The sequence below is a fragment of the Azospirillum sp. TSO5 genome (assembly GCF_003116065.1).
Taxonomy (GTDB): domain Bacteria; phylum Pseudomonadota; class Alphaproteobacteria; order Azospirillales; family Azospirillaceae; genus Azospirillum.
In genome coordinates, this window is record NZ_LGQY01000057.1 from 26,243 (window position 1) to 48,771 (window position 22,529).

Genomic DNA, 22,529 nt, shown 5'->3' on the forward strand with positions numbered 1-22,529 from the left:
TGACTCCTTAAATCAGGTCCTCGGGGTTTTTCGCGCGAGGATTGTATGTAAAATGACGGATCATGGGACCGGCGTTCGGATCGGAGGGCGGCCGCGGCGTAGGGGACGCGGGTAGGTCGGCCTTATTGGGAGGAGCGGTCACGTCCCTGTCGCTCTTTCGTCGCCGACTTTCTGCAGTGTCCACCTCAGTGATGTAGCGTTGCACATAGCGGGCGAAGCTTGAGTAGCTGACACCCAGACTGGCGGCGTAACGCTGGTGGATCACCGTCAGCGGGTAACCCTGGGTCACGTCCTTGCGAACGGGTTCAAGGATGGTCAGGAAGGCGATTCGGCCGGCGCCCCAGTGGCGCGCAGGGCCGGCACTGTCCGGCTTGTCCATCATCGGCTCTCTCAGCGGCTACTGAGGCCCGAGTCTCGCAAAGTTTCGAAGAGTTCCGCAAACTCTCCGACGGTATAGACTGCGAAACTCTGCGAACCATTGCGAAGGTTTTAGAGGCTCTGCAAATCTTTGCGATTGAGACTCAGGTGGGATAGACCGTCGCAGAGACTTGCAGACTATTGCAGAGTTTCGCAGAGTTTTGGTTGGCAAGATATGTGGTGTAGGCCTACACGGCAAAGCCGTGCAGGCCTACACCACCCGCGCTTACTCGCCCTTTGGGCTCGACGCTGATCTTGCTCTGCGAGGCATACGGCGGCTGCCGCCGCTTTGAACGCCAGGAGAGAAACCCCCATGACAGCACTGACTGCGGGTGAGACCCGCGACCGGCAGCGGCCATTGAAGGTATGGGTGAATGCGGCCGAGCGGGTGCGGATTGAGGCGCAGGCTGAAGCGGCCGGATTGTCGGTGTCGGCCTATCTGCGCAGTGTCGGGCTGGGGCACCAGCCGCGTAGCGTGGTGGACCTCGATGCAGTGGAGCGGCTGATAAAAGTGAACGCCGACTTGGGGCGGTTGGGCGGCCTCTTAAAGTTGTGGCTGACCGACACACCAGGGCGGGGGGCCGCGGTTGCCGACGTGCGCGAGCTGCTGGGACACATCAAGGATACCCAGGACGAGCTTCGCCATGCGGTGACGCGATTATGATCGCCAAGCGGGTCAAGCGCACCAAGGCGACGTCCGATTTTGCAAGACTGGGTCGTTATATTCTGGCGGCCAAGACCGAGGCGGCGGCGCAGTTATGGACACGGACGGCGGACTACATTCTGGACGTCGAGGGCGGCGGGGAAAAGCTGGCGTGGTCGCGCATCACCAACTGCACCAGTGACGAACCGGGGTGGGCGATCCGCGAGATCCTGGTGACACAGGAGCGCAACAAGCGGGCGAAGGGCGACAAGACCTATCACCTGATCGTCAGCTTCCCCGAGGGGGAGGTGCCAACCAGGGCCCTGCTGGAGGACATCGAGGACACGTTGTGCGCCGGCATCGGTTATGCCGAGCATCAGCGGATCAGCGCCGCCCACAGCAACACCCAGCACTTCCACATTCACATCGCGATCAACCGGGTGCATCCCCGCACTCTGCGGTGCGTCGAGCCGTTCTACGACCACCCGACTCTGTTCCGGCTGTGCCGGGCGCTGGAGCAAAAGCATGGCCTTCAGCTCCATCCAATGGATGGCTCGACGCTGCCCGGCCGGCCGGGCGACATGGAGGCGCATTCCGGTGTGGCGTCGTTCCTGCGGTGGGTGAAAGAGACCGCCGGCGCCGAGCTGGTGGAGGGGGCAGCCAAGGCGGCGAGCTGGGGCGAGCTGCACGCGGTGCTGGAGCGCTACGGGCTGGCGATCCGTCCCAAGGGTGCCGGTCTGGCCATCGTGCAGGAGGCAACAGGGCTCGGCGTGAAGGCGAGCAGTGTCGACCGCAGCCTGTCGGCCAAATCGTTGACCAGGCGGCTGGGCGCTTACGAGCCGCCCCCAATGGCGGCCCAGCGCCGGCCGAACGGTGCCAGTTTGCAAGGAGGCGCGGACGCCGCCCGTTTTATCACATCGGCGCCGGCGGGCGATTCCGCGCACCCAGGGCGCGGCTACCAGAGAGTGCCGCTGCACCGCCATGGCAACAGTGAAGCGCTGTACCAAGAGTACCAGGCACAGAGGGAGGCGCTGCTCAAGGCACGGGCCGCTCAGCGGGCGGCCCTTCGGCAAGCTCAGGCGGACCACGCCAAGGAACTGGCGGCGTGGTATGCGGCACGGCGGGCGGAGATCAAGCGCAGTCCGGTGCTGACGGCGGCCGAGCGCCGCCATGCCTACGCGATGCTGGCGCATCAGCGCCGGGCCGATGCGGCTGCGTGGCGGCAGGAGCGAAGCCGGCAGCGCCAGGGTGCGGCAGAGCAGGGTTTGCCGACGTGGCAGGAGTTCCTGACGGCAGAAGCCAGCCGGGGCAATGAGGGCGCGGTGGCGGTGCTGCGCAGCCGGTCCCGCCGGCAGCGCCGCATGGCGGAGACCCTGCTGACCGCTGCCGACGCCGATGTGGCCCGGCACATCGTCTATGAACGGCTGCGCCCGAAGGCCGGCAAGGACGGCGCGCTGGTCTACCGGGTCGAGGATGGCGGGGTGGTCAGCGACGAGGCAGCCCAGGTGCGGGTGACCGAGGTCACCGCCGGGGCGGCCTTCCTCGCCCTGTCGCTGGCCGACGATCGCTTCCGCGGCCAAGCCCTGGTGGTCGAAGGCACCGACGCCTTTAAGACGCAGGTGGCGCAGCTCGCGGCGGTGAAGGGGTTGGAAGTGCGCTTTGCCGATCCTGAGCTCGAGCGGGAGCGCACTCGAATGGCTCAGCCTATGACCCAGGCCGAAGGATCTACATCCGTTACCGACTTCATCTCCCGCCGGAACAATAGGAGGGAGAGCGTAACGTCGATAGACTATACGCGCCTGTGGACGGCGAAGGACGCCGGCCCGGTGGTCTACCAAGGCCGCCGTAGGTTGCAAGACGGTGCCGAGGTGGTGCTGCTGCATCGAGGCGGCGAGACGCTGGTCAAGCCGGTCACCCCCGCCCAAGCCGCCAAGGCGAGCACATGGCAGCTGGGGCAGACGGTCGAGCTGGACAGCCGGGGCCGCTTCCTATCCCCATCGAGAGGGCGCAAGCGATGACGACGGCCGGTCCCTTAAGTCCGACCCTCCAGCCCAAGCGCAAGCGATCATGGGTGCGGCTGTTCGGGCCGCTGCTGCTGGCCGGGACGGCGGTCGGGCTGTCGAGCGTCTGCACCCAATATGTGGCGCAGAGTCTCGGCTATCACCCGGCGCTGGGGGAGCCAGTGATTGGGGTGGTCTATCCGCCATGGGCGTGGTTCCGCTGGCAGATGGACTGGTACTGGAACGCCAAGGAGGTGTTCGACACAGCCAATCTAGGCTTTCTCGGCGGCTTGGGCGCCAGCATCCTGACCACTGTGCTGGCCGTTGGTTTCGCGACGCGCAGCGCCACCCGGCATGAGGGCGTGCATGGCACCGCCCATTGGGCGGGCCGCAGCGAGGTGGAGCGCAGCGGGCTGTTGCCGGCGGCGGACAAGCCGGGTGCCGGCGTCTATGTCGGCGGCTGGACTGATCCGGCGACCGGCCGGCTGCATTACCTGCGGCACAACGGGCCGGAGCACATCGCCGCCATCGCGCCACCGCGATCCGGCAAGGGCGTCGGGCTGGTGGTCCCCACCCTGCTGTCCTGGCCGCACAGCGTCGTGGCCCACGACATGAAGGGCGAGCTGTGGGCGATGTCGGCGGGCTGGCGCAAGGCGCAGGGCCATGTGGTGATGAAGTTCGATCCGGCGGCGGCCGAGGGCAGCGTTGCCTTCAACCCGCTGGCGGAAATCCGCTTCGGCACGCTCTACGAGGTGGGCGACGTGCAGAACGTCGTCACCATCATGGTTGACCCCCAGGGCACCGGGCAGTTGGACCACTGGGCGGCATCGGCGCATGCGCTGCTGACCGGGGTCATCATTCATCTCAGCTACAAGGAAGCCAAGGACGGGCGGGCGGTCACCCTGCCGGCGGTGGCGCAGGCCCTGTCCGATCCAGAGCGGCCGGTGATCGAGCTGTACGAGGAGATGCTGGAGAACCGGCATCTGTGGAAGGCGGGGGCCAGCGAGGCGGTGGCCCATCCGGTGGTGGCGGCAGCGGCCCGCGACATGCTGAACACCGAGGACGAGGAACGCGCCTCGATCCTCTCGACCGCACGGCGTTTCTTGAGCCTCTACCGCGATCCGCTGGTGGAGCAGAATACCGGGCGCAGTGATTTCATGGTCGGCGATCTGATGGACCATGAGCGGCCGGTGTCGCTCTACCTGGTTGTCCGCCCCGCCGACAAGGACCGGCTGAAACCGCTGATGCGGCTGGTCATCAACCAGATCGTCCGGGTGCTGGTGCGCGACGAAATGACCTTCGTCGACGGCCAGGAGCAGGCGCTTCATAAGCACCGTTTGCTGCTGCTGCTGGACGAGTTCGCCAGCTTCGGCAAGCTGGAGGTCTTCCAAGAGGCGCTGTCCTTCATCACCGGCTACGGCATCAAGGCGTATGTGATCGTTCAGGACGTGGCGCAGCTGTGGAGCCTCTACGGCAAAGACGAGAGCATTCTGTCCAGTTGCCATGTCCGGGTGGCCTACGCGCCGAACAAGGTCGAGACGGCCGAATGGCTGTCGAAGATGACCGGCACCACGACGATTGTGAAAGAAGACATCTCCACCAGCGGGTCGCGCTTCGGCGCCGTCTTGCAGACCGTGACACGCTCCTATCACGAGGTGAGCCGGCCGCTGCTGACGCCCGACGAGGTGATGCGGCTGAAAGCCCCGGTGAAGGACGAGACCGGCCGGATCAGCGAGCCGGGCGACGTGCTGGTGTTCACCGCCGGCCATGCCCCGGTCTATGGTACGCAGAGTCTCTACTTCCGCGATCCGGTCTTCGCCGACCGGGCCAAGGTCCCAGCTCCGCCGACCGACCGATTGCGCGGCCCGGCACCGGGCAAGGCGTTCGTGCTGTGAGCCGGCGCTTTGCCATGGGAGTATGGTGCGCCGCCATCCTGACCACGGTGGCGACCACCACCGCCGGCACGGCCGGCTGGCGGATCAACGCCACGCCATCCCTGCCGGTCGGGCTGTGGCGGGTCGATGCGGCCGGCGCCGTGACTCTCAGCGTGGTGGTCGAGTTCTGCCCGCCCAACAGCGAACCATTCCGGCTGGCGCGCGAGCGCGGCTATGTGCCGGCGGGGTCCTGCCCCGGCGGCTATCAACCGCTGTTCAAGCCTATCGTCGCCCAGGCCGGCGACGAGGTAGTGCTGACAGCCGAGGGGGTGCGGGTGAACGGCGTGCTGCTGGTGAACAGCCGGCCGCTCGCCACAGACGGCGCCGGCCGGCCGATGCCGGTGCTACCGCCCGGCCGCTACCGGGTCGAGGCCGGCACCGTGTGGGTGGTGTCCTCCCATCACCCGGCTTCCTTCGACAGCCGCTATTTCGGGGCGCTGCCGCTGGAGAGCATCCAGGGCACCGCGCGGCCCATCCTTGTGCAGGGGGCGTCATGATCGACCTCATTCTTGCCTGCGCGCCGGACGTGGCGCCGCAGACCGTGCAGGAGATCATCCGGGTGGAGAGCGGGGGCAATCCCCTGGCAATCAACATCAACGGCGCCACGCTGGCGCGGCCGGCCATCGATGTGGCCGACGCGGTGAAGTTGGCCAGTTCGGCACTGGCCGCCGGCCACACGGTCGATCTCGGCCTTATGCAGGTGAACTCGGCCAACCTGCCGAGGCTCGGCTACACGGTCGAGCAGATGTTCGACCCCTGCACCAACCTGAAAGCCGGGGCGGCGATCCTGACCGCCAACTATGGGCGGGCGATCGAGCGCCACGGCCCCGGCCAGGAGGCGTTGAAGGCCGCGCTCAGCGCCTACAACACCGGCAGTTTCGAGCGCGGGTTCCGCAACGGCTATGTCGCCCGCTACTACGGCGGGGGCGTGACGCTTGCGGCCGGTGCAGCTTCGGGCGACGCGGCAGCGCCGCGCCAGCCCTTCCCCCAGCCGGCGCCCAAGGCGGTGCCGGCCGATCCGTATCACGTCGAAACCACGGCTTACCGGAGGACGACCAATGTCCAACAGCAGCTTGACCGCCGGGGCTCTGCCCCCGGCCGCCAATGACGCCGAACAGGCACCGACCCGCATCCAGCAGGACGCGATCCTCTCCACCAGCCTGTCGGACTTCGGCACGCCAGGGGTGGTGGTCGAGGTCGATCCCGACGAGGCCGAGGCGCTGGGCGCGTTCGAGGAAACCGCGCTGACCGAGGCGGCCGCTTGGGAGTCGAACGCCGACTTAGGCGACGCGCTGGAGGGCCACGGCCATGGCGTCGAATGAGTTCGTCCAGACTGTCGCAGACACCATCATCAACCAGCTCAAGGAGGGAACGGCGCCCTGGATCAAGCCGTGGAAGCCGGGCGAGCGGCACCTGCCCTACAACCCAACCACCGGCAACGACTATCGCGGCGCCAACACCCTGTGGCTGATGGCGGTGGGGCAGGCCAGGGGCTACGGCGATCCGCGCTGGATGACCTACAACCAAGCCCAAAGCTTTGATGGCCAGGTGCGTAAGGGGGAGACGGGCACCCGCGTCCAGTATTGGAAATGGCAGGGCCTGGAGCCGGTGCTGGGGCAGGACGGCAAGCCGGTAACCGGCGAGGACGGCCAGCCGCTCAAGCAGATGGTGCGCTATGAGCGGCCCCGCGTTCTCTCCGCCGTGGTGTTCAATGCAGCTCAGGTTGACGGGCTGCCGGCGGCTGAGGCGAAGCCGGCGCTGCCGGAGTGGCAGCGGCAGGAGCAAGCGGAGCGCCTGCTGTCGGCCGGCGATCCGAAGATCCTCCATGAAGGCGGCAACCGCGCCTTCTACAGTCCAGTATGGGACCACATCGTGCTGCCGGAGCGCTCGCAGTTTCCGAGCGCCGACGGCTTCTATGCGACGGCGCTCCACGAGAAGGGGCATTGGACCGGACACAGCTCCCGCCTGGACCGCGACCTGTCGCACCCGTTCGGCTCGGCGGGATACGCGAGGGAGGAATTGCGGGCGGAAATCGCCTCGATGGTGCTGGGGCAGCAGCTTGAAATCGGCCACGACCCCGGCCAGCACGTCGCCTACATCGGCTCGTGGATCGAAGCCCTGCAGGAGGACCCGCGTGAGATTTTCCGCGCGGCGGCCGACGCCGAGAAGATCGTGAAGCACCTCAACGGGCTGGGGCAGCAACTTAGCCAGGATCAGGGCCCCGACCAAACCTCGGTGCCGGCGCAGGGCCAGGACGAGGGGGTGCAGGTCAAGATGCCGGTGCTCATCACAGAGACGCAGGCTGTGGCAATGCAGACGGCCGACGAGCGGGTCTATCTGGCGGTGCCCTATGCGGAAAAGGACGAGGCGAAGGGGCTGGGCGCACGGTGGGACCGCGAGCAGAAGGCGTGGTATGCGCCGCCCGGTGTCGATCTGGCGCCGCTGGAGAAATGGCGGCCGGGGCATACCGATCTGCATGTGGACGCCGGCTGCGATCCCCGCGCCGAGTTCGCCGCCGCCTTGCGGGAGGCGGGCTTGCGCCTGGACGGGCCGCCGGAGATGGATGGGCAGATGCGGCGGGTGAAGGTGGAGGGCGACAAGCCAGGCGAGCGCAGCGGCGCCTATGTCGGCCACACCGATGGGCATCCGGCCGGCTACATCAAGAACCACAAGACGGGGATGGAGCGGAATTGGAAGGCGCCAGGCCGGGTGCAGGCCGCCACAGCGGTGGACCGGGCCCGGCTGACGGCGGAGGCGGCCCAGCGCCGGCAGACCCGCGCGCAGGAGCGCGAGCTGGTGCAGGAGCGGGCGGCCAACGCCGCCGAGGCACGGCTTGCCCAGGCCGAGCCGGCGACTGACGATCATCCCTATCTGCGGTCCAAGGATGTGCCGTCCTACGGGTTGCGCCAGGACCGCGAGGGGAACCTGCTGGTGCCGATCCGGGACATGGATGGCAAGGTGATGTCGGTGCAGGCGATCACCGCCGAGGGGCGCAAGAGCTTTCAGAAGGAGGCACGCACCCAAGGCGGGCACTTCCTGATCGGGGATGCCGCGACCTCAAAGTCGGTGCTGGTGGCGGAGGGCTATGCCACCGCGGCGACGCTGCACCGGGAAACCGGGTTGGCCGTGGCGGTGGCCTTCAACGCCGGCAATCTTGGGCCGGTGGCCGAGGCGCTGCGCCAGCGTTATCCGGACAAGCCGCTGGTGATCGCCGGCGACAACGACCACGTCAAGGAGCGCCAGGGCAAGCCGAACGTCGGGCGGGAGAAGGCCGAGGACGCGGCGGCCAGGGTTGGAGGGACGATGTTGCTGCCGACCTTCCGACCGAATGACCGCGGCACCGACTGGAACGATCTGGCACGCTCGCAGGGTAGGGGAGAGCTGGTCGAACAGGTGTCGGCCGGACTGGCGCGGGGCGAGCGGCAGCGCATGGCAGCCGACCTGGCGCAGGCGCGCGGCACCCAGGCGCAGGTCGATGAGCGAGGTTTGCGCCAAGGAGACGGCAGGCGGCTGACCCAGGTTGAGTATGACGCCCAACGCCGTAAAGCACGGAGCAGCAGGAGATGATGCCGAAACGCTGGATTTGATTGCTCGGCTGGATGGTGCAATGCGGATCCGTTTGATCTGCTGCCAACGCGACCAAAGTAGATTTCTCAGCAACATCAACGTAATAGGGCGCAAAGCAATGCCCCAGACTTGGATTTTGGTTCACACCATCCGGCCTCTACCCTGCACATTGGCGGGATAGCAGGGCACGCTCCACATAACCGACCACCTCTTGAATGTCAGGAAAAAATAGCCTATTTTCTGACATATGAAAGCTACAGCCACATCGGTTCCTGATCGGATCATGAAACGCGCCCGTGCCCGCGGGCGTGGTGGCGTTTTCACGCCGAGCGACTTCTTGGACGTGGCAGGACGGTCGGCGATCGATCAGGCGCTTTCGCGGCTGGCCAAGAGCGGTCAGCTTCGTCGTCTGGCGCGGGGGCTATACGACTTTCCCAAGATTCATCCGAAGCTCGGCCCTCTTTCACCGGCACCGGATGATGTGGCCCACGCATTGGCGCGGGAGACGGGTTCGCAAGTGCAGGTCGCTGGTGCTCGTGCAGCCAATGAGCTCGGTCTGTCGACGCAGGTTCCGGCAAAGAGTACCTACCTCACTAATGGCCCCTCCCGTCGGGTTGTGCTGGGCAAGCGCGTCGTCGATCTTCGGCACGCTTCGCCCAAGCACCTCATCGCGCCGGGAAGTGCGGCCGGCACCGTGGTCCAAGCCTTGCGTCATGTCGGGGTCTTCCGTGCCGCCGACGTTGAGCAGGTTGCGGCTCGTCACCTTTCTGCCAAGGATAAGAAGACGCTTGCGTCTACAGCCGTTCAGGCGCCTGCATGGATGCGGCCGACGCTCGTGTCTATCGCAAACACCGTGTCGTCAGGTGAGGCTGATGGATAAGGTCGCTCTACTTCCCGCCCAAGATCGTGCCGCCCTATTCGGGGAGACCGGCGCGTCTCGCGGCGTCGCGGATACCATCATTGAGAAAGATTTTTGGGTCTGCTGGACACTGCGCCGTCTCTTTGAGCAACCGGCCGATACCGCGGCGCTCGTGTTCAAGGGCGGCACCTCTCTCTCCAAGGCCTTCAACGCCATCCGTCGCTTCTCGGAAGATATCGACCTGTCTTTCGATCGGGCCGATCTCGGCTACACCGGGGACCGAGATCCGGAGAAAGAAGGCCTAAGTAGAAAGAAGGCGGGGCAGCTCATCGACAAGCTAACTCACGACGTCGAGTTGTACATCGCTGAAAATCTTCTTCCTGCGCTTCGTATTGCAATCATCAAACAGCTTGGCGAACCGACCAATGACGAATGGGCATTGGAGATCGATGCCGCCGACGCTCAAACATTGAACTTCCACTATCCTACCGCGCTCACAGCGACGGAATACAGGAGCATGGGGTACATCACTCCCCGCGTGAAGCTCGAATTCGGCGCTCGCGGCGACCCCTGGCCAACTGAAGAGCGGATCATCCGGCCCTATGCAGCGGACGATTTTCCTGACTTCTTCGAAGACTCGGACAGCACTGTCGTCGTCCTATCCGCTCGACGCACCTTTTGGGAGAAAGCGACGGCGTTGCATGCCGAGGCTCACAGGCCCGCTGGATCGCCGACACCACAATATTTTTCACGGCACTATTACGATCTCGCCATGCTCCTCGATACCAGCGACGGAAAAATCGCCGCTGGGGACTTTGAGCTTCTCGCGCAGGTCGCCAGGCACAAAGCCACGTTCTTCCGCTCCGGCTGGGCCAATTACGATACCGCTCGCCCAGGAACGCTGCAGCTCTTGCCGCACGAGACGAGGATCAAGGACCTTCGCGCCGACTACAGAGCAATGGCACCCATGATGTTCGATGAAAAGCCTCCGTCTTTTGATGACATACTTGCGAAAATCAAGACGCTTCAAGAAACAATAAACAAATAGCGGGATTAAGCTGGAGCAGTACTTGTGCTCTGATGCAGCGCAGACAACGGAGGTTGCCGTCGGCATCACGGTACTTGACCGCACGATCGATCTTGGGCGCTCGAACTCCGTCCGATTCTCATGGCCGACGGTGGGGCCGGAGTGATCTCCAGCCCTTGTGTCTTTGAATTTTGCTAGAGAAGAAGCCCTGGGGGGTGGGGCATGCCCCACCCCCCAGGGTGGAGCGGCACCCGCTAAACCCTTGGCCCTGGCCGGCCGCGGATGAGCTTGGGACCGCTCCGCCGTCTTCCACGCCCGAACAGTTGCCTGGCACGACCGCCGAACAGGCAAGGAAGGGATCCGAAGAATGGCACTTCTTCTCATATTTGTCGGCATTGATGTAAGCAAAGACGCTCTCGATGTCCATCTCCTGCCCGGCAACGCTTCCTGGCGCGCGGACAACACCGAGCAGGGCTGGAAACAACTGATGGCGTGGCTGGAACGCCACGGCGAGCCGGCCCAGATCACCATCGCCCTGGAGGCCAGCGGTGGCTTCGAGAAGGGCTGCGCCCGCAAGTTCGCCGAGGCGGGCTATACCGTCTCCATCCTCGATCCGGTACGCGTGCGCCGCTTCGCCGAGGCCGCCGGTCAGTTCGCCAAGACCGACGCCATCGACGCCCGCGTCATCGCCCGCTTCGCCCAGACCTTCACCACCACCCCGGCGGTCTTCGACCAAGCCACCGAGCGGCTGGCTGAGACTGTGCGCTGGCGCCGCCAGCTGATCGAGCAGAAGACCGCGCTGGACAATCAACTGCGTGGCTTGACCAGCACCTCCCTGCGCCGTGCCACGCGCGGCCTGCTGACCCGGCTCGAAACGCTGATCGAGCGGATCAGCGACGAGATCGCCAAGCAGATCCAGGCCAATCCGGCCTGGACCGCCGTGACCAAGCCGATCCACTCGATCAAGGGAGTCGGCCCGGTCACGGTCGCCACCCTGCTGGCCGAGTTGCCTGAACTGGGCAGGCTCGACCGGCGAAAGATCGCCGCATTGGTTGGGGTGTGCCCTTACACCCGCCAAAGCGGCAAGAGCGACGCCAAGCGCATGATCCGCGGTGGGCGCCTTGGACTGCGCAACGCACTCTACATGGCCGCACTAACCGCCATGCGATATGATCCAACCCTCAAAGCCTTCTCCGAGCGCCTCAGAGCCGCCGGAAAGCCGGGAAAGGTCGCTGTCGTCGCTGTCATCCACAAAATGCTGACAATTCTCAACGCTCGGGTCCGTGACGCACTGGCAGCCATTCCCACCAACACATGAACAAGACAGTTGCTCATCACTTCCGTGCAACATGGTCCCATGATGTTGAGATGATGTTGAGGTCACTTGATAATCATCAACTTTGACGAACGCTTCCCTTGGCCTGATTGTCAATGATCCAGGACGTGAAACTTTTGCGTTTTTAGACCTATGCGATATCGCATGATCGGATTCTATTTCCATAACACAGATTATGTGTTTTTAATATTGTAGGCGGTAGGTTCTAATCTGAAGTGCGAGTTTCTTGTGATGGCAGTGGTTTACCGGTTGTGACCGCTGATGGGTGAGCATTACTTGCAGATTAATTTCTCCGAGCACCATCACATCAACTATGCGCAATGCCGATGATGGCGATCGCCGAGGCTGTGGATCGTCACCACTCGACCATCCACTGGGCATTGTCACATAAACCGCGGGGCTGGCGAGCTCCTGTTGCACTGGGCATAGTGGCGGGATGAGACGTGAGCCCGATCCCCATTACCGCCACCGCTTCCCGGCCGAGCTGATCGCGCATGCGGTTTGGCTCTACCATACATTCCCGCTCAGCTTTCGGGATGTCGAACTGCTCCTGGCCGACCGCGGCGTTGAGGTTTCCTATGAAACGGTGCGGCGCTGGTGCCGCAAGTTCGCCCAGACCTTTGCCAACCGGCTGCGCCGCCGGCGCCCACAGCCCGGTGACCGCTGGCACTTGGACGAGGTCTTCATCAAGATCCATGGTGTCCAGCACTACCTCTGGCGCGCGGTCGATCAGGAGGGTGTGGTGCTCGACATCCTGGTGCAGAACCGGCGCAACACCAAGGCGGCCAAGCGCTTCTTCAGGAAGCTGTTGACGGGGTTGCGCTACGTGCCCCGCGTCGTCGTAACCGACAAGCTGAAGTCGTACGCCGCCGCCAAAGGGAAGATCATCCCCGGCGTGGAGCACCGGCAAAGCCGGTATCTCAACAATCGCGCTGAGAACTCGCACCAGCCGACCCGGCTGCGTGAGCGACGGATGAAGCGCTTCACGTCACCCCGGCAGGCCCAGCAGTTTCTCTCCGCCCATGGCCCCATTCACCAGCATTCCCACCCGCGCCGGCACCTTATGACGGCCGCCGAATATCGGGCCTATCGAGCCAACGCTTTCGCCGTCTGGCAGCAGGAGACGTGTGTCCGCAAGATGGCCTGATGGGCGTTGGCGGGCTGCTGCAGCCGCCTTCTTGGTCTCGATCAAGTTAATGTGACGATGCCACCGGGATGCGTCGTCGCGAAAATCAGGACAATCAGGCTGGGACGGGACGGTCGGGCGGAAGCCGGTGGCCGCCGTGATGCTCGGCGGGCCCCCTCGCCCGCCACTCCCCGATCAGCCCGGCCCCTTCACCATGCCTGACCGTAGAGATCCAAGGCGTCCTCGTAGCGGACATCGCGCGGATTGTTGACCAGAAGCCTCTGCACCTTCATGGCGTCGGCGGCCAGCATCGGCAGATCGTCCCGCCGCACGCCGACCTGTTCCAGCCGCTGCTCCATCGGCATGGCGGCGACGAGATCGCGCATGGCGTCGATGAAGGCCGCCGCCGCCCCGGCCGGCGTGGCGAAGGAGCGGCCGGGCAGGATCGCCGGGGCGAGTTCGGCATAAAGCCCCTCCGCGGCCGGCCGGTTGAACTCCAGCACCGGTCCGAGCATCAGCGCGTTGCTCAGCCCGTGCGGCACGTGGAAATGGCCGCCCAGCGGATAGGCCAGGGCGTGGACCGCCCCGACCGGCGCGTTGGCGAAGGCGATGCCGGCGAGCAGCGAGCCCTGGAGCATCGCCGCGCGGGCGGCGACGTCGCGCCCGTCCGCGATGACGGCGCGGATGTTGCCGCCCAGCAGGGCCAGCGCCCGCAGCGCGAGGCTGTCCGACAGCGGGTTCTTCTTGTGGCGGGTGGTGTAGGCCTCGATGGCGTGGACCATCGCGTCGATGCCGGTCATCGCGGTGACCCGCGGCGGCAGCCCCAGCGTCAGATGGGCGTCGAGCACCGCAAGGTCGGGATAGAGCAGGCTGGAAACCACCCCCTTCTTCTCGCTGGCGGGCGTGGTGACGATGGCGATGGGCGTCACCTCCGACCCCGTGCCGGCGGTGGTCGGCACCTGGATCAGCGGCAGCCGCGGCCCCTTGGCGAGGCCGATGCCGTAGATGTCCGGCAGCTCCTGCGGCGTGCCGGCCAGCAGGGCGACCAGCTTGGCGGTGTCGAGCGAGCTGCCGCCGCCGAAGCCGATCACCCCGTCTGCCCCGGCCTCGCGCGCCGCCCGCACCGCCAGCGCCACCGACTCTTCCGGCGGGTCGGCCAGCACGTCGGAGAACAGGGCGCAGGCGGTGCCGGCGGCCTTGAAGCCGGCCTCGACCGGCTCCAGCAGGCCGGCCGCCACCAGACCGGCATCGGTGACGATCAGCGCGCGGCGGATACCCAGCTCCTTCGCCATTGCGCCCAGCCGGGCCGCCGCCCCCGCCTCGCACACCAGCTTCGGCGTGGTTTCGAACACGAAGTCCGTCATGTCTCGGTCCTCACCGGATCGGGGTTTCAGGCGGTTTCGGCCGGCGCGACCAGCCGCCCGAGCACCGTGCGGAGCGTCTCCGGCAGCGCCGCCGGGCGGCGCGTCTCGCGGTCGACGTAGACATGCACGAAATGGCCGCAGGCCGCCGGGGTGGGGTCGTCGTTGCGGAACAGCCCGACCTCGTAGCGGACGCTGCTGGTGCCCAGCCGCGCCACGCGCAGCCCGGCCTCGACCCGGTCGGGGAAGCTGACCGGCGCGTAATAGCTGCAGCCGGTGTCCACCACCAGCCCGATCACCGGGCTGTTCTCGATGTCGAGCGCGCCGTTCTCGATCAGGTACTGGTTCACCACCGTGTCGAAATAGCTGTAATAGACCACGTTGTTGACATGGCCGTAGGCGTCGTTGTCCATCCACCGGGTCGGGACGATCTGGAAATGGGGATAGGAGGCGCGGGTGTCGTGCTTGCGGTCCATTTGGGTTCCTCCCTGTCTCTGGTTCGTTTTCGGGGGCTTCAGGCGACTTCGAACAGGCCGGCGGCACCCATGCCGCCACCGACACACATGGTGACGACGACATGGCGCACACCCCGGCGCTTGCCCTCGATCAGGGCGTGGCCGACCAGACGGGCGCCCGACATGCCATAGGGATGACCGACGGCGATGGCCCCGCCATTGACGTTCAGCCGCTCGTCGGGAATGCCGAGCCGGTCGCGGCAGTGGATCACCTGGGCGGCGAAGGCCTCGTTCAACTCCCAAAGCCCGATATCGTCGACGGTCAGGCCATGTTGCTTCAGCAGCTTCGGCACCGCGAAGACCGGGCCGATCCCCATCTCGTCCGGGTCGCAGCCGGCGACGGCGATACCCCGGTAGATGCCGAGCGCCTGCAGGCCCCGCCGCTCGGCCTCCGACGCCTCCATCAGAACGCAGGCCGACGCCCCGTCCGACAGTTGCGAGGCGTTGCCGGCGGTGACGAAGCGCCCTTCCCGGATCTGCTGGCCGTCGCGGAACACCGGCTTCAGCGCCGACAGTCCGGCCAACGTGGTGTCCGGCCGGTTGCTCTCGTCACGGTCCAGCGTGACGGTATGACGAGTGGTCTCGCCGGTCGCCTTGTCGAAGCGGGTCATGGTGGTGGTGAGCGGCACGATCTCCGCGTCGAAACGCCCGGCATCCTGCGCCTCGGCGGTGCGGGCCTGGGAGCGGGCGGCGTAGGCGTCCTGCGCCTCGCGCGGCACGCCGTAGCGCGCCGCCACGATCTCCGCCGTCTCGATCATCGCCATGTAGACGTCGGGGCGGTGCTCGACCAGCCAGGGATCGCGCCAGCGCTCGACGTTCATTCGGTCGGTCTGCACCAGCGACAGCGATTCCAGCCCGCCGCCGACCGCCACGGTCATGCCGTCGGCGACGATCTGCTTGGCGGCGATGGCGATGGCCATCAGGCCGGAGGCGCATTGCCGGTCCACCGACTGCGCCGCCACCGAGGTGGGCAAGCCGGCGCGCAGCGCGCATTGCCGGGCCATGTTCATGTGGGTGGCGCCCTGCTGCAGCGCCGCCCCCATCACCACGTCGTCGATTTCGGCGGGATCGATCCCGGCGCGGGCGACGGCATGGGCGATGGCGTGCCCGCCCAGCGCCTGCGCCTGGGTGTCGTTGAAGGCGCCGCGGTAGGCCTTGCCGATGGCCGTGCGGGCGGTCGATACGATGACGGCTTCTCTCACCGGTCTTCTCCTCGTTTCAGCCGGGTCTCGGCCGGCCGGCTCAGCCGGCGGCGTCCGCCGCGCGCTTCAGGATGCGGTCGACATGGCTCAGGCCGGCGTCGATCTCGTGCTGGCGGTCGAGCGAGGCGATCTCGGCGAAGCGGGCGGCCACGGCTTCCGGCGTCCGCTCGCCCTCGGGCAGGTAGACGCCGTCCGATTCGACGATGGCGAGCCGGGCGTAGGTGCCGGCGCCGGCGAGGATCACCGTGCGGCTGGGCGCCCGCTCCGACACCAGGAACAGCGCCGCCGGGGTGACGAAATCCGGGTTCAGCCGGGCCAGCGCCGTCTCGTCGAGGATGTCGGAGGTCATGCGGGTCGCCGCCGTCGGGGCGACCGCGTTGACGTGGATGCCGTTGCGGATGCCCTCCAGATGCAGGACATTCATCAGCCCGACCAGACCGGCCTTCGCCGCGCCGTAGTTCGACTGGCCGAAATTACCGTAGACGCCCGAGGTGGAGGTCGTCATCAGGACGCGGCCATAGCCCTGCGCCCGCATGATCGGCCAGACCGCATGGGTGACGTTGGCCGCCCCCATAAGATGCACGTCGACGACCGAGCGGAAATCCTCCAGCTCCATCTTGGCGAAGCTCTTGTCGCGCAGGATGCCGGCGTTGTTGATCAGCACGTCGATGCGGCCCCACAGGCCGTGGGCGTGCCCGACCATCGCCGCGACCTGCGCCGGGTCGGTGACGTTCGCGCCGTCGGCGATGGCCTCGCCGCCGCGGCTGCGGATCTCCGCGACCACCGTCTCGGCGGCATCGGAGGCGCCGCGGCCGTCGCGCCCGCCGCCCAAATCGTTGACCACCACCCTGGCGCCGCGCGCCGCCAGTTCCAGCGCATAGCCGCGCCCCAGGCCGTTCCCCGCCCCGGTGACGATGGCGACCCGCCCGTCGAAGCGGATGCCTTCCGATTCAATGCTCATGCTGCGTTCACCTGTTCTTTCAAAAGGGTCAGGATGATCCAGTCGGCCGCCAGCGCCGGCCTGCCGCCGCCCTCGATCTCCACCGTCACCGCATAGCGCGCGGCCAGTTCCCGATCCGACCGGCGGGTGACCTCGCTCAGAACGAAGCGGGCGCGGACCCGTGCGCCGGACCGAACCGGGGCGGGGAAGCGGACGCGGTCGAAGCCGTAATTGATGACCATCGCCTCTCCGGCGATCCTCGGCAGCACGCCCTCCCCCATCGCGGTCAGCAGCGACAGCGACAGGAAGCCGTGGGCGATGGTGCCGCCGAAGGGAGTGTCTCGGCTCGCCCGCTCGGGATCGACATGGATGAACTGGTGGTCGTCGATGGCGTCGGCAAAGGCGTCGATGCGCGTCTGGTCGATCTCGAACCAGCGCGACACACCGATCTCGCCGCCGACGCGCCGCTCCAGCTCCCCGGCGGGAATGGGTTCGTTCATTGGGCGCGTTCCCGTCTTCGTTTGGGCCATGTTCGTGGTGGCCATTCGGCCTTCGGTCGGATGCGCTCGCCGCAAAGATTGCTTGCGTCACGCACAAAAAACCTACCAAGTAGTATGTGAGCGCGTCCGCTCTGTCCAGGCAGAAATGTTGCCTGTGGGATGGATTGGTCCTAGCTTCGCCTGACCGGCCCCTGCCGGGGTGCCGCGAAGGGACGATGCGGGCGGAACGGGTTGATCGCCGACGAAATTATCGAGTTGGAACTGGACGATGAGCAGTGAAAAGAGCCAGCTGTCACCCCGCATCGACAAGACCGGGAACATCGATATCCTGACCGCCGCCGCCGAATGCTTCATGGAGCAGGGCTATCACGCGACGAGCATCGATGACGTGGCGCGGCGTCTGGGCGCTACGAAGGGCCGCATCTATCATTACTACCGCTCCAAGACGGAGCTGTTCTTCGACGTCCACCGCGAGGGAATGCGGCGCAACTTCGAGGCCGTCACCCCGGTGATGAAGGGGCCGGAGCCGGCGGCGAAGCGCCTCAGCGCCATGTTCCGCCAGCACGCCCTGTCGATGATGGAGAATCTCGCCCTGGAGGCGGTGGTCGTGCAGGGGGTCGAGATGCACCGCTTCGGCGCCACGACGCCCGAGCAGCGCCGCACGCTGGCCGAGCTGATGACCGTGCGCAACGACTTCGAGAGCCTGTTCAAGCGGGTCGCCTACGAGGGTGTCGAGGACGGCTCGATCCGCACCAGCGACGTGTCGGTGGCGGTCAAGGTGGCACTGGGCGCCATCAACTGGCTGTCGATCTGGTACCGCCCCCGCCCCGCCGAGACCCGCGACGACCGCGAGATCCTGGCCGATAAGATCGTGGATTCGATCATGCAGGGCCTGAACGCGCCGGGATGAGGGAAAAGCCCCTCTCCCGCAAGGGGAGAGGGGCCCGGCCGCCGTTGAAAACTCACTGCGCTCGACCGCTTCTCAGCCGAGCCTTTCGCGCTTGAGGCGGATGCCCGCGGCCTCGCGGTCCCAGCAATCCTCCGTCAGCCCATCGGCGCGCAGCATGTGCTTCTGGAGCTTGCCGCTGGCCGTCTTGGGCAGTTCCTCCACCACGCGGACATAGCGCGGGACCATGTAGTGCGCCACCCTCGCGGCGAGGAAGCCGACCAGCTCGGCCGGGTCGATCGCGGCGCCGGGGATCGGGGCGACGACCGCCAGCACCTCGTCCTCGCCGACGTCGCTGGGCACGGCGACGGTCACCGCCTCGCGCACCGCCGGATGGGCGCAGATCTCCGCCTCCAATTCGAAGGAGGAGATGTTCTCGCCGCGGCGGCGGATGACGTCCTTCAGGCGGTCGACGAAGAAGAAGCGCCCGTCCGCCTCCATGCGGAAGGCGTCGCCGGTGTGGAACCAGCCGTTGCGCATGGACGCCAGCGTCGCCTCCGGATTGCGGTAGTAGCCGGAGCCGAGCGCCCAGGGCCGGTGCGAGCGGATGATCAGCTCGCCGACCGTGCCCGGCGGCAGCTCGGCATCGTTGCCGTCGACCACGCGCAGCTCGAAGCAGGGGCGCGCGCGGCCGCACAGGCCCGGCACCATCCCGTCCGGTCCGGCGGTGCGCGGCCCGGCGGTCAGGGGGCTGGCGATCTCGGTCATGTTGTAGACGGTGTGGAGTTCGACGCCGAAGCGCTCGCCGAACCGGGGTGCGTCCTCGCCGAAGGGGACGATGAAGACCTTCTTGAGGGTATGGTCGCGGTCCCGCGCATCCGGCGGCGCCTTCAGCAGGAAGTTCGCCATGATGCCCAGAAGCAGGACCACCGTGCTGCGGGTGTCGCGGATCGAATCCCAGAAGTCCGGCGTCCGAAACTCCGGAACCATCGCCATCGACCCGCCCTTGCCCAGCATGCAATAGACGTAAAGCGTGCTGCCGCAATGGAAAATCGGACCGCAGATCATGCAGCGGTCGTCCGCCGTGATGCTGTCGAAGGCGTCCGGCCCCATCGTGTAGATCTGCACGTAGGAGGTCACGACCCCCTTGGCCGCCCCGGTGGTTCCCGACGAATACATGATCGCGTGGGGGTCCCAGGGCTGGATCGGCCGGTCGAGCGGCAGGCTGAGGTCCGCATCGGCCGGCGCATCGACCAGCGGCGCGACGGAGACGCCGGGCAGGTCGGGCGGGTCCGCATCCGCCGTGCCGACGGTCAGGATCCTGGCCAGCGGCCCGCGCCCGATCTCCGCCAGGCGGCCGATCAGGGCGGCGTGGGCAATGAGGACCGTGGCGCCGGCATTGTCCAGCATATGCTCCAGCGGGCGCCCGCGGCTGGCCGTGTTGAGCGGCACATAGACCGCGCCGAGATAGTTGATGGCGAACCACGCGGTCAGCAGGTCCGGCCCGTTTCCCATCCAGCACAGCACATGGTCGCCCTGGCGCACACCTTGCGCCCGCAGGGCCGCGGCGCGGCGGCGGACACGCTCCAGCGTCTCCCGGTAGCTCCAGCTCTCGCCCCGCCAGAAGGCGACGAACACCGCGTCGGGCTGCCGCGCGGCCTGCGCCTCCAGAAGATTGCGCAGCACGCACTCGTCCGCCGTGGGGATCCGCGCCCAATCATCGCCGTGCATCGCCGAAAACCCTCCCTGTTCTTTCCAAACCCTGTCCGGACCACGGGCCTCGCGCCAGTGCCGGCTGCTGCCGTTCATATGTTTGCACCGCCAATCAAAAGATTGCAACATACTCGGTAGAATGTTAGGGAGTGGGCACCGGCAAGAACGGCACGCCGCGCCGGCGGAGCCATGGTCGGGCCATGGTCGGGGAGGAAAAAGCGGAATGAGCCTTGTTTCGATCGAGCATGCCGACGGGGTGGCGCTGGTCCGCTACGACCGCGGCGGGCGGGCCAACGCCTTGAGCGCGGCGGCGATGGAGAGGCTGACCGACGTCGCTCACCGCCTGCGCGCCGACACCGGCGTCCGCGCGGTGGTGCTGACCGGCACCGGCACGGTGTTCTCCGGCGGCATCGACCTGTCCGATCCGCTGCTCTGGCCTACCGGCACGGATGTGCTGGAACAGCACGCCGCGGTCGAGCGCGGGCGTGCCCTGTGCGACGCCTGGGCGGCACTTCCCCAGCTCACCATCGCCGCCGTGGAGGGACCGGCGGTCGGCGGCGGCGGCGTGCTGGCGCTGGCGCTGGACCTGCGGGTCTTCGGGCGGAGCGCGCATCTGCGGCTGCCGGAGGCCCGGCTCGGCTTCAACCTGGCCTGGGGCGGACTGCCGCGTCTGGTCTCGCTGGTCGGTCCGGCGCGGGCCAAGCGGCTGCTGTTCACCGACCTGCGGGTCGATCCGGCGCTGGCGCTCGATTGGGGTCTGGCCGACCTCGTCGCGGAGGACGGCGCCGCGGTCGACGAAAGCATGCGGCTGGCGGGCGAGGCGGCGGCGGTCCCGCCGCTGGCCCTGCGCATGACCAAGCGGGCCATCGACGCCCAGGCCGACCAGACGCGGCTGGCCCATGGCGACAGCGACCAGTTCCTGCTCGGCCGCCTGCTGCGCGACGCCGCGGCGGCAGCCAAGGCCTGAGACGACCTTTCAAATCAATCAGAATAGGGAGGACAAACGGATGACCACGCTCAAGACCGCTCTGCTCGCGGGTATGGCCGCCTTCGCCTTCACCGGCATCTTGGCCGGCACGGCGCAGGCACAGATCTCCGACAATGTGGTGAAGATCGCCGTGCTCGACGACATGACCGGCATCTATGCCGACCTTGCCGGGCGCGGCTCGGTGGTAGCCGCGCAGATGGCGGTGGAGGATTTCGGCGGCAAGGTCAAGGGCGCGCCGGTCCAGGTCGTCTTCGCCGACCACCAGAACAAGGCCGACATCGCCGCCAGCGTCTCCCGCCAGTGGATCGACCGCGAACAGGTCGACGTGATCGTCGATGTCGGCAACTCCGCCGCCGCGCTCGCGGTGCAGGAGGTGACGCGCGAGACCGGGCGGGTTCACCTGAACTCCACCGCCGGCACCACCGAGCTGACCAACGAGAAATGCTCCCCCACCGGCGTCCACTGGACCTACGACACCTACGCGCTCGCCAACGGCGCCGGCCGCGCCCTGACCCAGCAGGGCAACAAGTCCTGGTTCTTCATCACCGCCGACTACACCTTCGGCCGCAGCCTTGAAACCAACACCTCGAACGCAGTGAAGAAGGCCGGCGGCGAGGTCCTGGGCACGGTCCGGGCGCCGGTGGCCACGCCGGACTTCTCCTCCTTCCTGCTCCAGGCGCAGGCGTCGGGCGCGCAGGTGGTGGCGCTCGCCAATGCCGGCGGCGACTTCGTCAACGCGGTGAAGCAGGCCAACGAGTTCGGCCTGACCCAGGGCGGCCAGAAGATGGTCGGCATGCTGGTCTTCCTGACCGACATCGACAGCCTGGGCCTCGACGTCACCAAGGGGATGATCATCACCACCGGCTGGTATTGGGACACCGACGAGCGGACGCGGGAGTTCGCCAAGCGCTTCGGCCAGCGTCACGAGGGCAGGATGCCGACCATGGTGCAGGCCGGCGTCTATTCGGCGGTGCTGAACTACCTGAAGGCCATTGACGCCAGCGGCACCGACAAGGGGCTGACCGTGGTCAACCAGCTGAAGACCATGCCCATCGAGGACATGTTCGCCCGCAACGGCAAGGTCCGCGCCGACGGCCGCATGGTCCACGACATGCACCTCGTCGAGGTCAAGAGCCCGCAAGAGTCCAAGGGACGCTGGGACTATTACAAGATCCTCAGCACCATTCCCGGCAACGACGCCTTCCTGCCGCTGTCCGAAAGCAAGTGCCCCCTCGTCAAGGGCTGACGGGCGGGACCAATGGGGACGCGCCGGCCGGCAGTTCCGCCTGGAATCGCCGGCCGGCTGCACGACCGAAGAGTGGCAAGGGGGGTCGCATCGCCGATGACCGACGACATCATCCTGGAAGCGCGCAACCTGACGAAGGAGTTCAAAGGCTTCGTGGCGGTTCGGGGCGTGAACCTGCAAGTGAAGCGGGGCACCATCCACGCGCTGATCGGCCCGAACGGCGCCGGCAAGAGCACGGTGTTCAACCTGCTGACCAAGTTCCTGACGCC

General features: G+C 66.7%; 22 protein-coding genes. 15 read left to right on the forward strand and 7 right to left on the reverse strand.

Translation table 11 applies throughout. From position 1 onward, the window contains the following. Nucleotides 1-7 precede the first annotated feature (7 nt). The gene (locus tag TSO5_RS15745) at nt 8-382 is read right to left on the reverse strand and encodes a hypothetical protein (RefSeq protein ID WP_098735005.1); all 375 of its coding nucleotides are present in this window, start codon (nt 380-382) and stop codon (nt 8-10) included. 348 nt (nt 383-730) lie between these two features. Here TSO5_RS15745 and TSO5_RS15750 point away from each other — a divergent pair, with 348 nt between their 5' ends. The 11 genes from TSO5_RS15750 (at nt 731) to TSO5_RS15800 (ending at nt 12,930) form a co-directional block, all read left to right on the forward strand. Continuing rightward, a complete protein-coding gene (locus TSO5_RS15750; protein ID WP_098735004.1) occupies nt 731-1,081 on the forward strand; it encodes a hypothetical protein in 351 nt (116 codons plus the stop codon). Next, on the forward strand, nt 1,078-3,078 hold the full coding sequence (traI, locus tag TSO5_RS15755) for a TraI/MobA(P) family conjugative relaxase (RefSeq protein ID WP_098735003.1): 2,001 nt from the start codon (nt 1,078-1,080) through the stop codon (nt 3,076-3,078). The genes TSO5_RS15750 and traI overlap by 4 nt, the downstream gene beginning before the upstream one ends. Continuing rightward, nucleotides 3,075-4,955 carry a type IV secretory system conjugative DNA transfer family protein gene (locus tag TSO5_RS15760; protein ID WP_098735002.1) on the forward strand — a complete coding sequence of 627 codons (1,881 nt, stop codon included), beginning with the start codon at nt 3,075-3,077 and terminating at the stop codon, nt 4,953-4,955. The genes traI and TSO5_RS15760 overlap by 4 nt, the downstream gene beginning before the upstream one ends. Next, nucleotides 4,952-5,491, forward strand: a complete 540-nt coding sequence (gene traF / locus TSO5_RS15765; RefSeq protein ID WP_146203743.1) for a conjugative transfer signal peptidase TraF — start codon at nt 4,952-4,954, stop codon at nt 5,489-5,491. Before TSO5_RS15760 ends, traF begins: the two co-directional genes overlap by 4 nt. Then, entirely contained in the window at nt 5,488-6,102 is a 615-nt protein-coding gene (locus TSO5_RS15770; RefSeq protein ID WP_098735000.1) for a lytic transglycosylase domain-containing protein, read from the forward strand. Before traF ends, TSO5_RS15770 begins: the two co-directional genes overlap by 4 nt. After that, a complete protein-coding gene (locus TSO5_RS15775; RefSeq protein WP_244592235.1) occupies nt 6,053-6,316 on the forward strand; it encodes a hypothetical protein in 264 nt (87 codons plus the stop codon). Before TSO5_RS15770 ends, TSO5_RS15775 begins: the two co-directional genes overlap by 50 nt. Next, the gene (locus TSO5_RS15780; protein ID WP_098734999.1) at nt 6,303-8,561 is read left to right on the forward strand and encodes a zincin-like metallopeptidase domain-containing protein; all 2,259 of its coding nucleotides are present in this window, start codon (nt 6,303-6,305) and stop codon (nt 8,559-8,561) included. The genes TSO5_RS15775 and TSO5_RS15780 overlap by 14 nt, the downstream gene beginning before the upstream one ends. 283 nt (nt 8,562-8,844) lie before the next feature. Further along, the gene (locus TSO5_RS15785) at nt 8,845-9,441 is read left to right on the forward strand and encodes a DUF6088 family protein (RefSeq protein ID WP_098734998.1); all 597 of its coding nucleotides are present in this window, start codon (nt 8,845-8,847) and stop codon (nt 9,439-9,441) included. Beyond that, the gene (locus TSO5_RS15790; protein ID WP_098734997.1) at nt 9,434-10,468 is read left to right on the forward strand and encodes a nucleotidyl transferase AbiEii/AbiGii toxin family protein; all 1,035 of its coding nucleotides are present in this window, start codon (nt 9,434-9,436) and stop codon (nt 10,466-10,468) included. Before TSO5_RS15785 ends, TSO5_RS15790 begins: the two co-directional genes overlap by 8 nt. Nucleotides 10,469-10,829: 361 nt before the next feature. Continuing rightward, entirely contained in the window at nt 10,830-11,765 is a 936-nt protein-coding gene (locus tag TSO5_RS15795) for an IS110 family transposase (RefSeq protein ID WP_109152439.1), read from the forward strand. Between the two features lie 454 nt (nt 11,766-12,219). Next, nucleotides 12,220-12,930 carry an IS6 family transposase gene (locus TSO5_RS15800; protein WP_109152430.1) on the forward strand — a complete coding sequence of 237 codons (711 nt, stop codon included), beginning with the start codon at nt 12,220-12,222 and terminating at the stop codon, nt 12,928-12,930. 188 nt (nt 12,931-13,118) lie between these two features. Here the strand turns inward: TSO5_RS15800 and TSO5_RS15805 are convergent, their stop codons facing one another. The 5 genes from TSO5_RS15805 to TSO5_RS15825 are packed head-to-tail and all read right to left on the reverse strand — an operon-like array spanning nt 13,119 to nt 17,427. After that, entirely contained in the window at nt 13,119-14,273 is a 1,155-nt protein-coding gene (locus TSO5_RS15805) for an iron-containing alcohol dehydrogenase (RefSeq protein ID WP_109152431.1), read from the reverse strand. Nucleotides 14,274-14,299: 26 nt separating this feature from the next. Further along, nucleotides 14,300-14,746, reverse strand: a complete 447-nt coding sequence (locus tag TSO5_RS15810) for a thioesterase family protein (RefSeq protein ID WP_085091632.1) — start codon at nt 14,744-14,746, stop codon at nt 14,300-14,302. A 38-nt stretch (nt 14,747-14,784) separates the two neighbouring features. Beyond that, on the reverse strand, nt 14,785-15,987 hold the full coding sequence (locus TSO5_RS15815; protein ID WP_109152432.1) for an acetyl-CoA C-acyltransferase: 1,203 nt from the start codon (nt 15,985-15,987) through the stop codon (nt 14,785-14,787). Between the two features lie 40 nt (nt 15,988-16,027). Continuing rightward, nucleotides 16,028-16,948, reverse strand: coding sequence for an SDR family NAD(P)-dependent oxidoreductase (locus TSO5_RS15820; RefSeq protein ID WP_109152433.1), 921 nt, complete (start codon nt 16,946-16,948; stop codon nt 16,028-16,030). After that, nucleotides 16,945-17,427 (reverse strand): MaoC family dehydratase, encoded by a 483-nt coding sequence (locus TSO5_RS15825; protein WP_109152434.1) that lies wholly within the window; start codon nt 17,425-17,427, stop codon nt 16,945-16,947. Before TSO5_RS15825 ends, TSO5_RS15820 begins: the two co-directional genes overlap by 4 nt. A gap of 268 nt (nt 17,428-17,695) precedes the next feature. Here TSO5_RS15825 and TSO5_RS15830 point away from each other — a divergent pair, with 268 nt between their 5' ends. Further along, on the forward strand, nt 17,696-18,337 hold the full coding sequence (locus tag TSO5_RS15830) for a TetR/AcrR family transcriptional regulator (RefSeq protein WP_085091628.1): 642 nt from the start codon (nt 17,696-17,698) through the stop codon (nt 18,335-18,337). A 72-nt stretch (nt 18,338-18,409) separates the two neighbouring features. On the opposite strand, the gene TSO5_RS15835 is transcribed toward TSO5_RS15830, so the two are convergent. After that, a complete protein-coding gene (locus TSO5_RS15835; protein ID WP_109152435.1) occupies nt 18,410-20,044 on the reverse strand; it encodes an AMP-binding protein in 1,635 nt (544 codons plus the stop codon). Between the two features lie 205 nt (nt 20,045-20,249). Between TSO5_RS15835 and TSO5_RS15840 the strand changes: the two genes are divergently transcribed. From TSO5_RS15840 to TSO5_RS15850, 3 genes are all read left to right on the forward strand, one after another. Continuing rightward, entirely contained in the window at nt 20,250-20,993 is a 744-nt protein-coding gene (locus TSO5_RS15840; RefSeq protein WP_158282423.1) for an enoyl-CoA hydratase/isomerase family protein, read from the forward strand. Nucleotides 20,994-21,033: 40 nt separating this feature from the next. Continuing rightward, a complete protein-coding gene (locus TSO5_RS15845; RefSeq protein WP_109152437.1) occupies nt 21,034-22,260 on the forward strand; it encodes an ABC transporter substrate-binding protein in 1,227 nt (408 codons plus the stop codon). A 96-nt stretch (nt 22,261-22,356) separates the two neighbouring features. Then, a partial coding sequence (locus TSO5_RS15850) for an ATP-binding cassette domain-containing protein (RefSeq protein WP_146203744.1) occupies nt 22,357-22,529 on the forward strand: 173 nt, incomplete at its 3' end.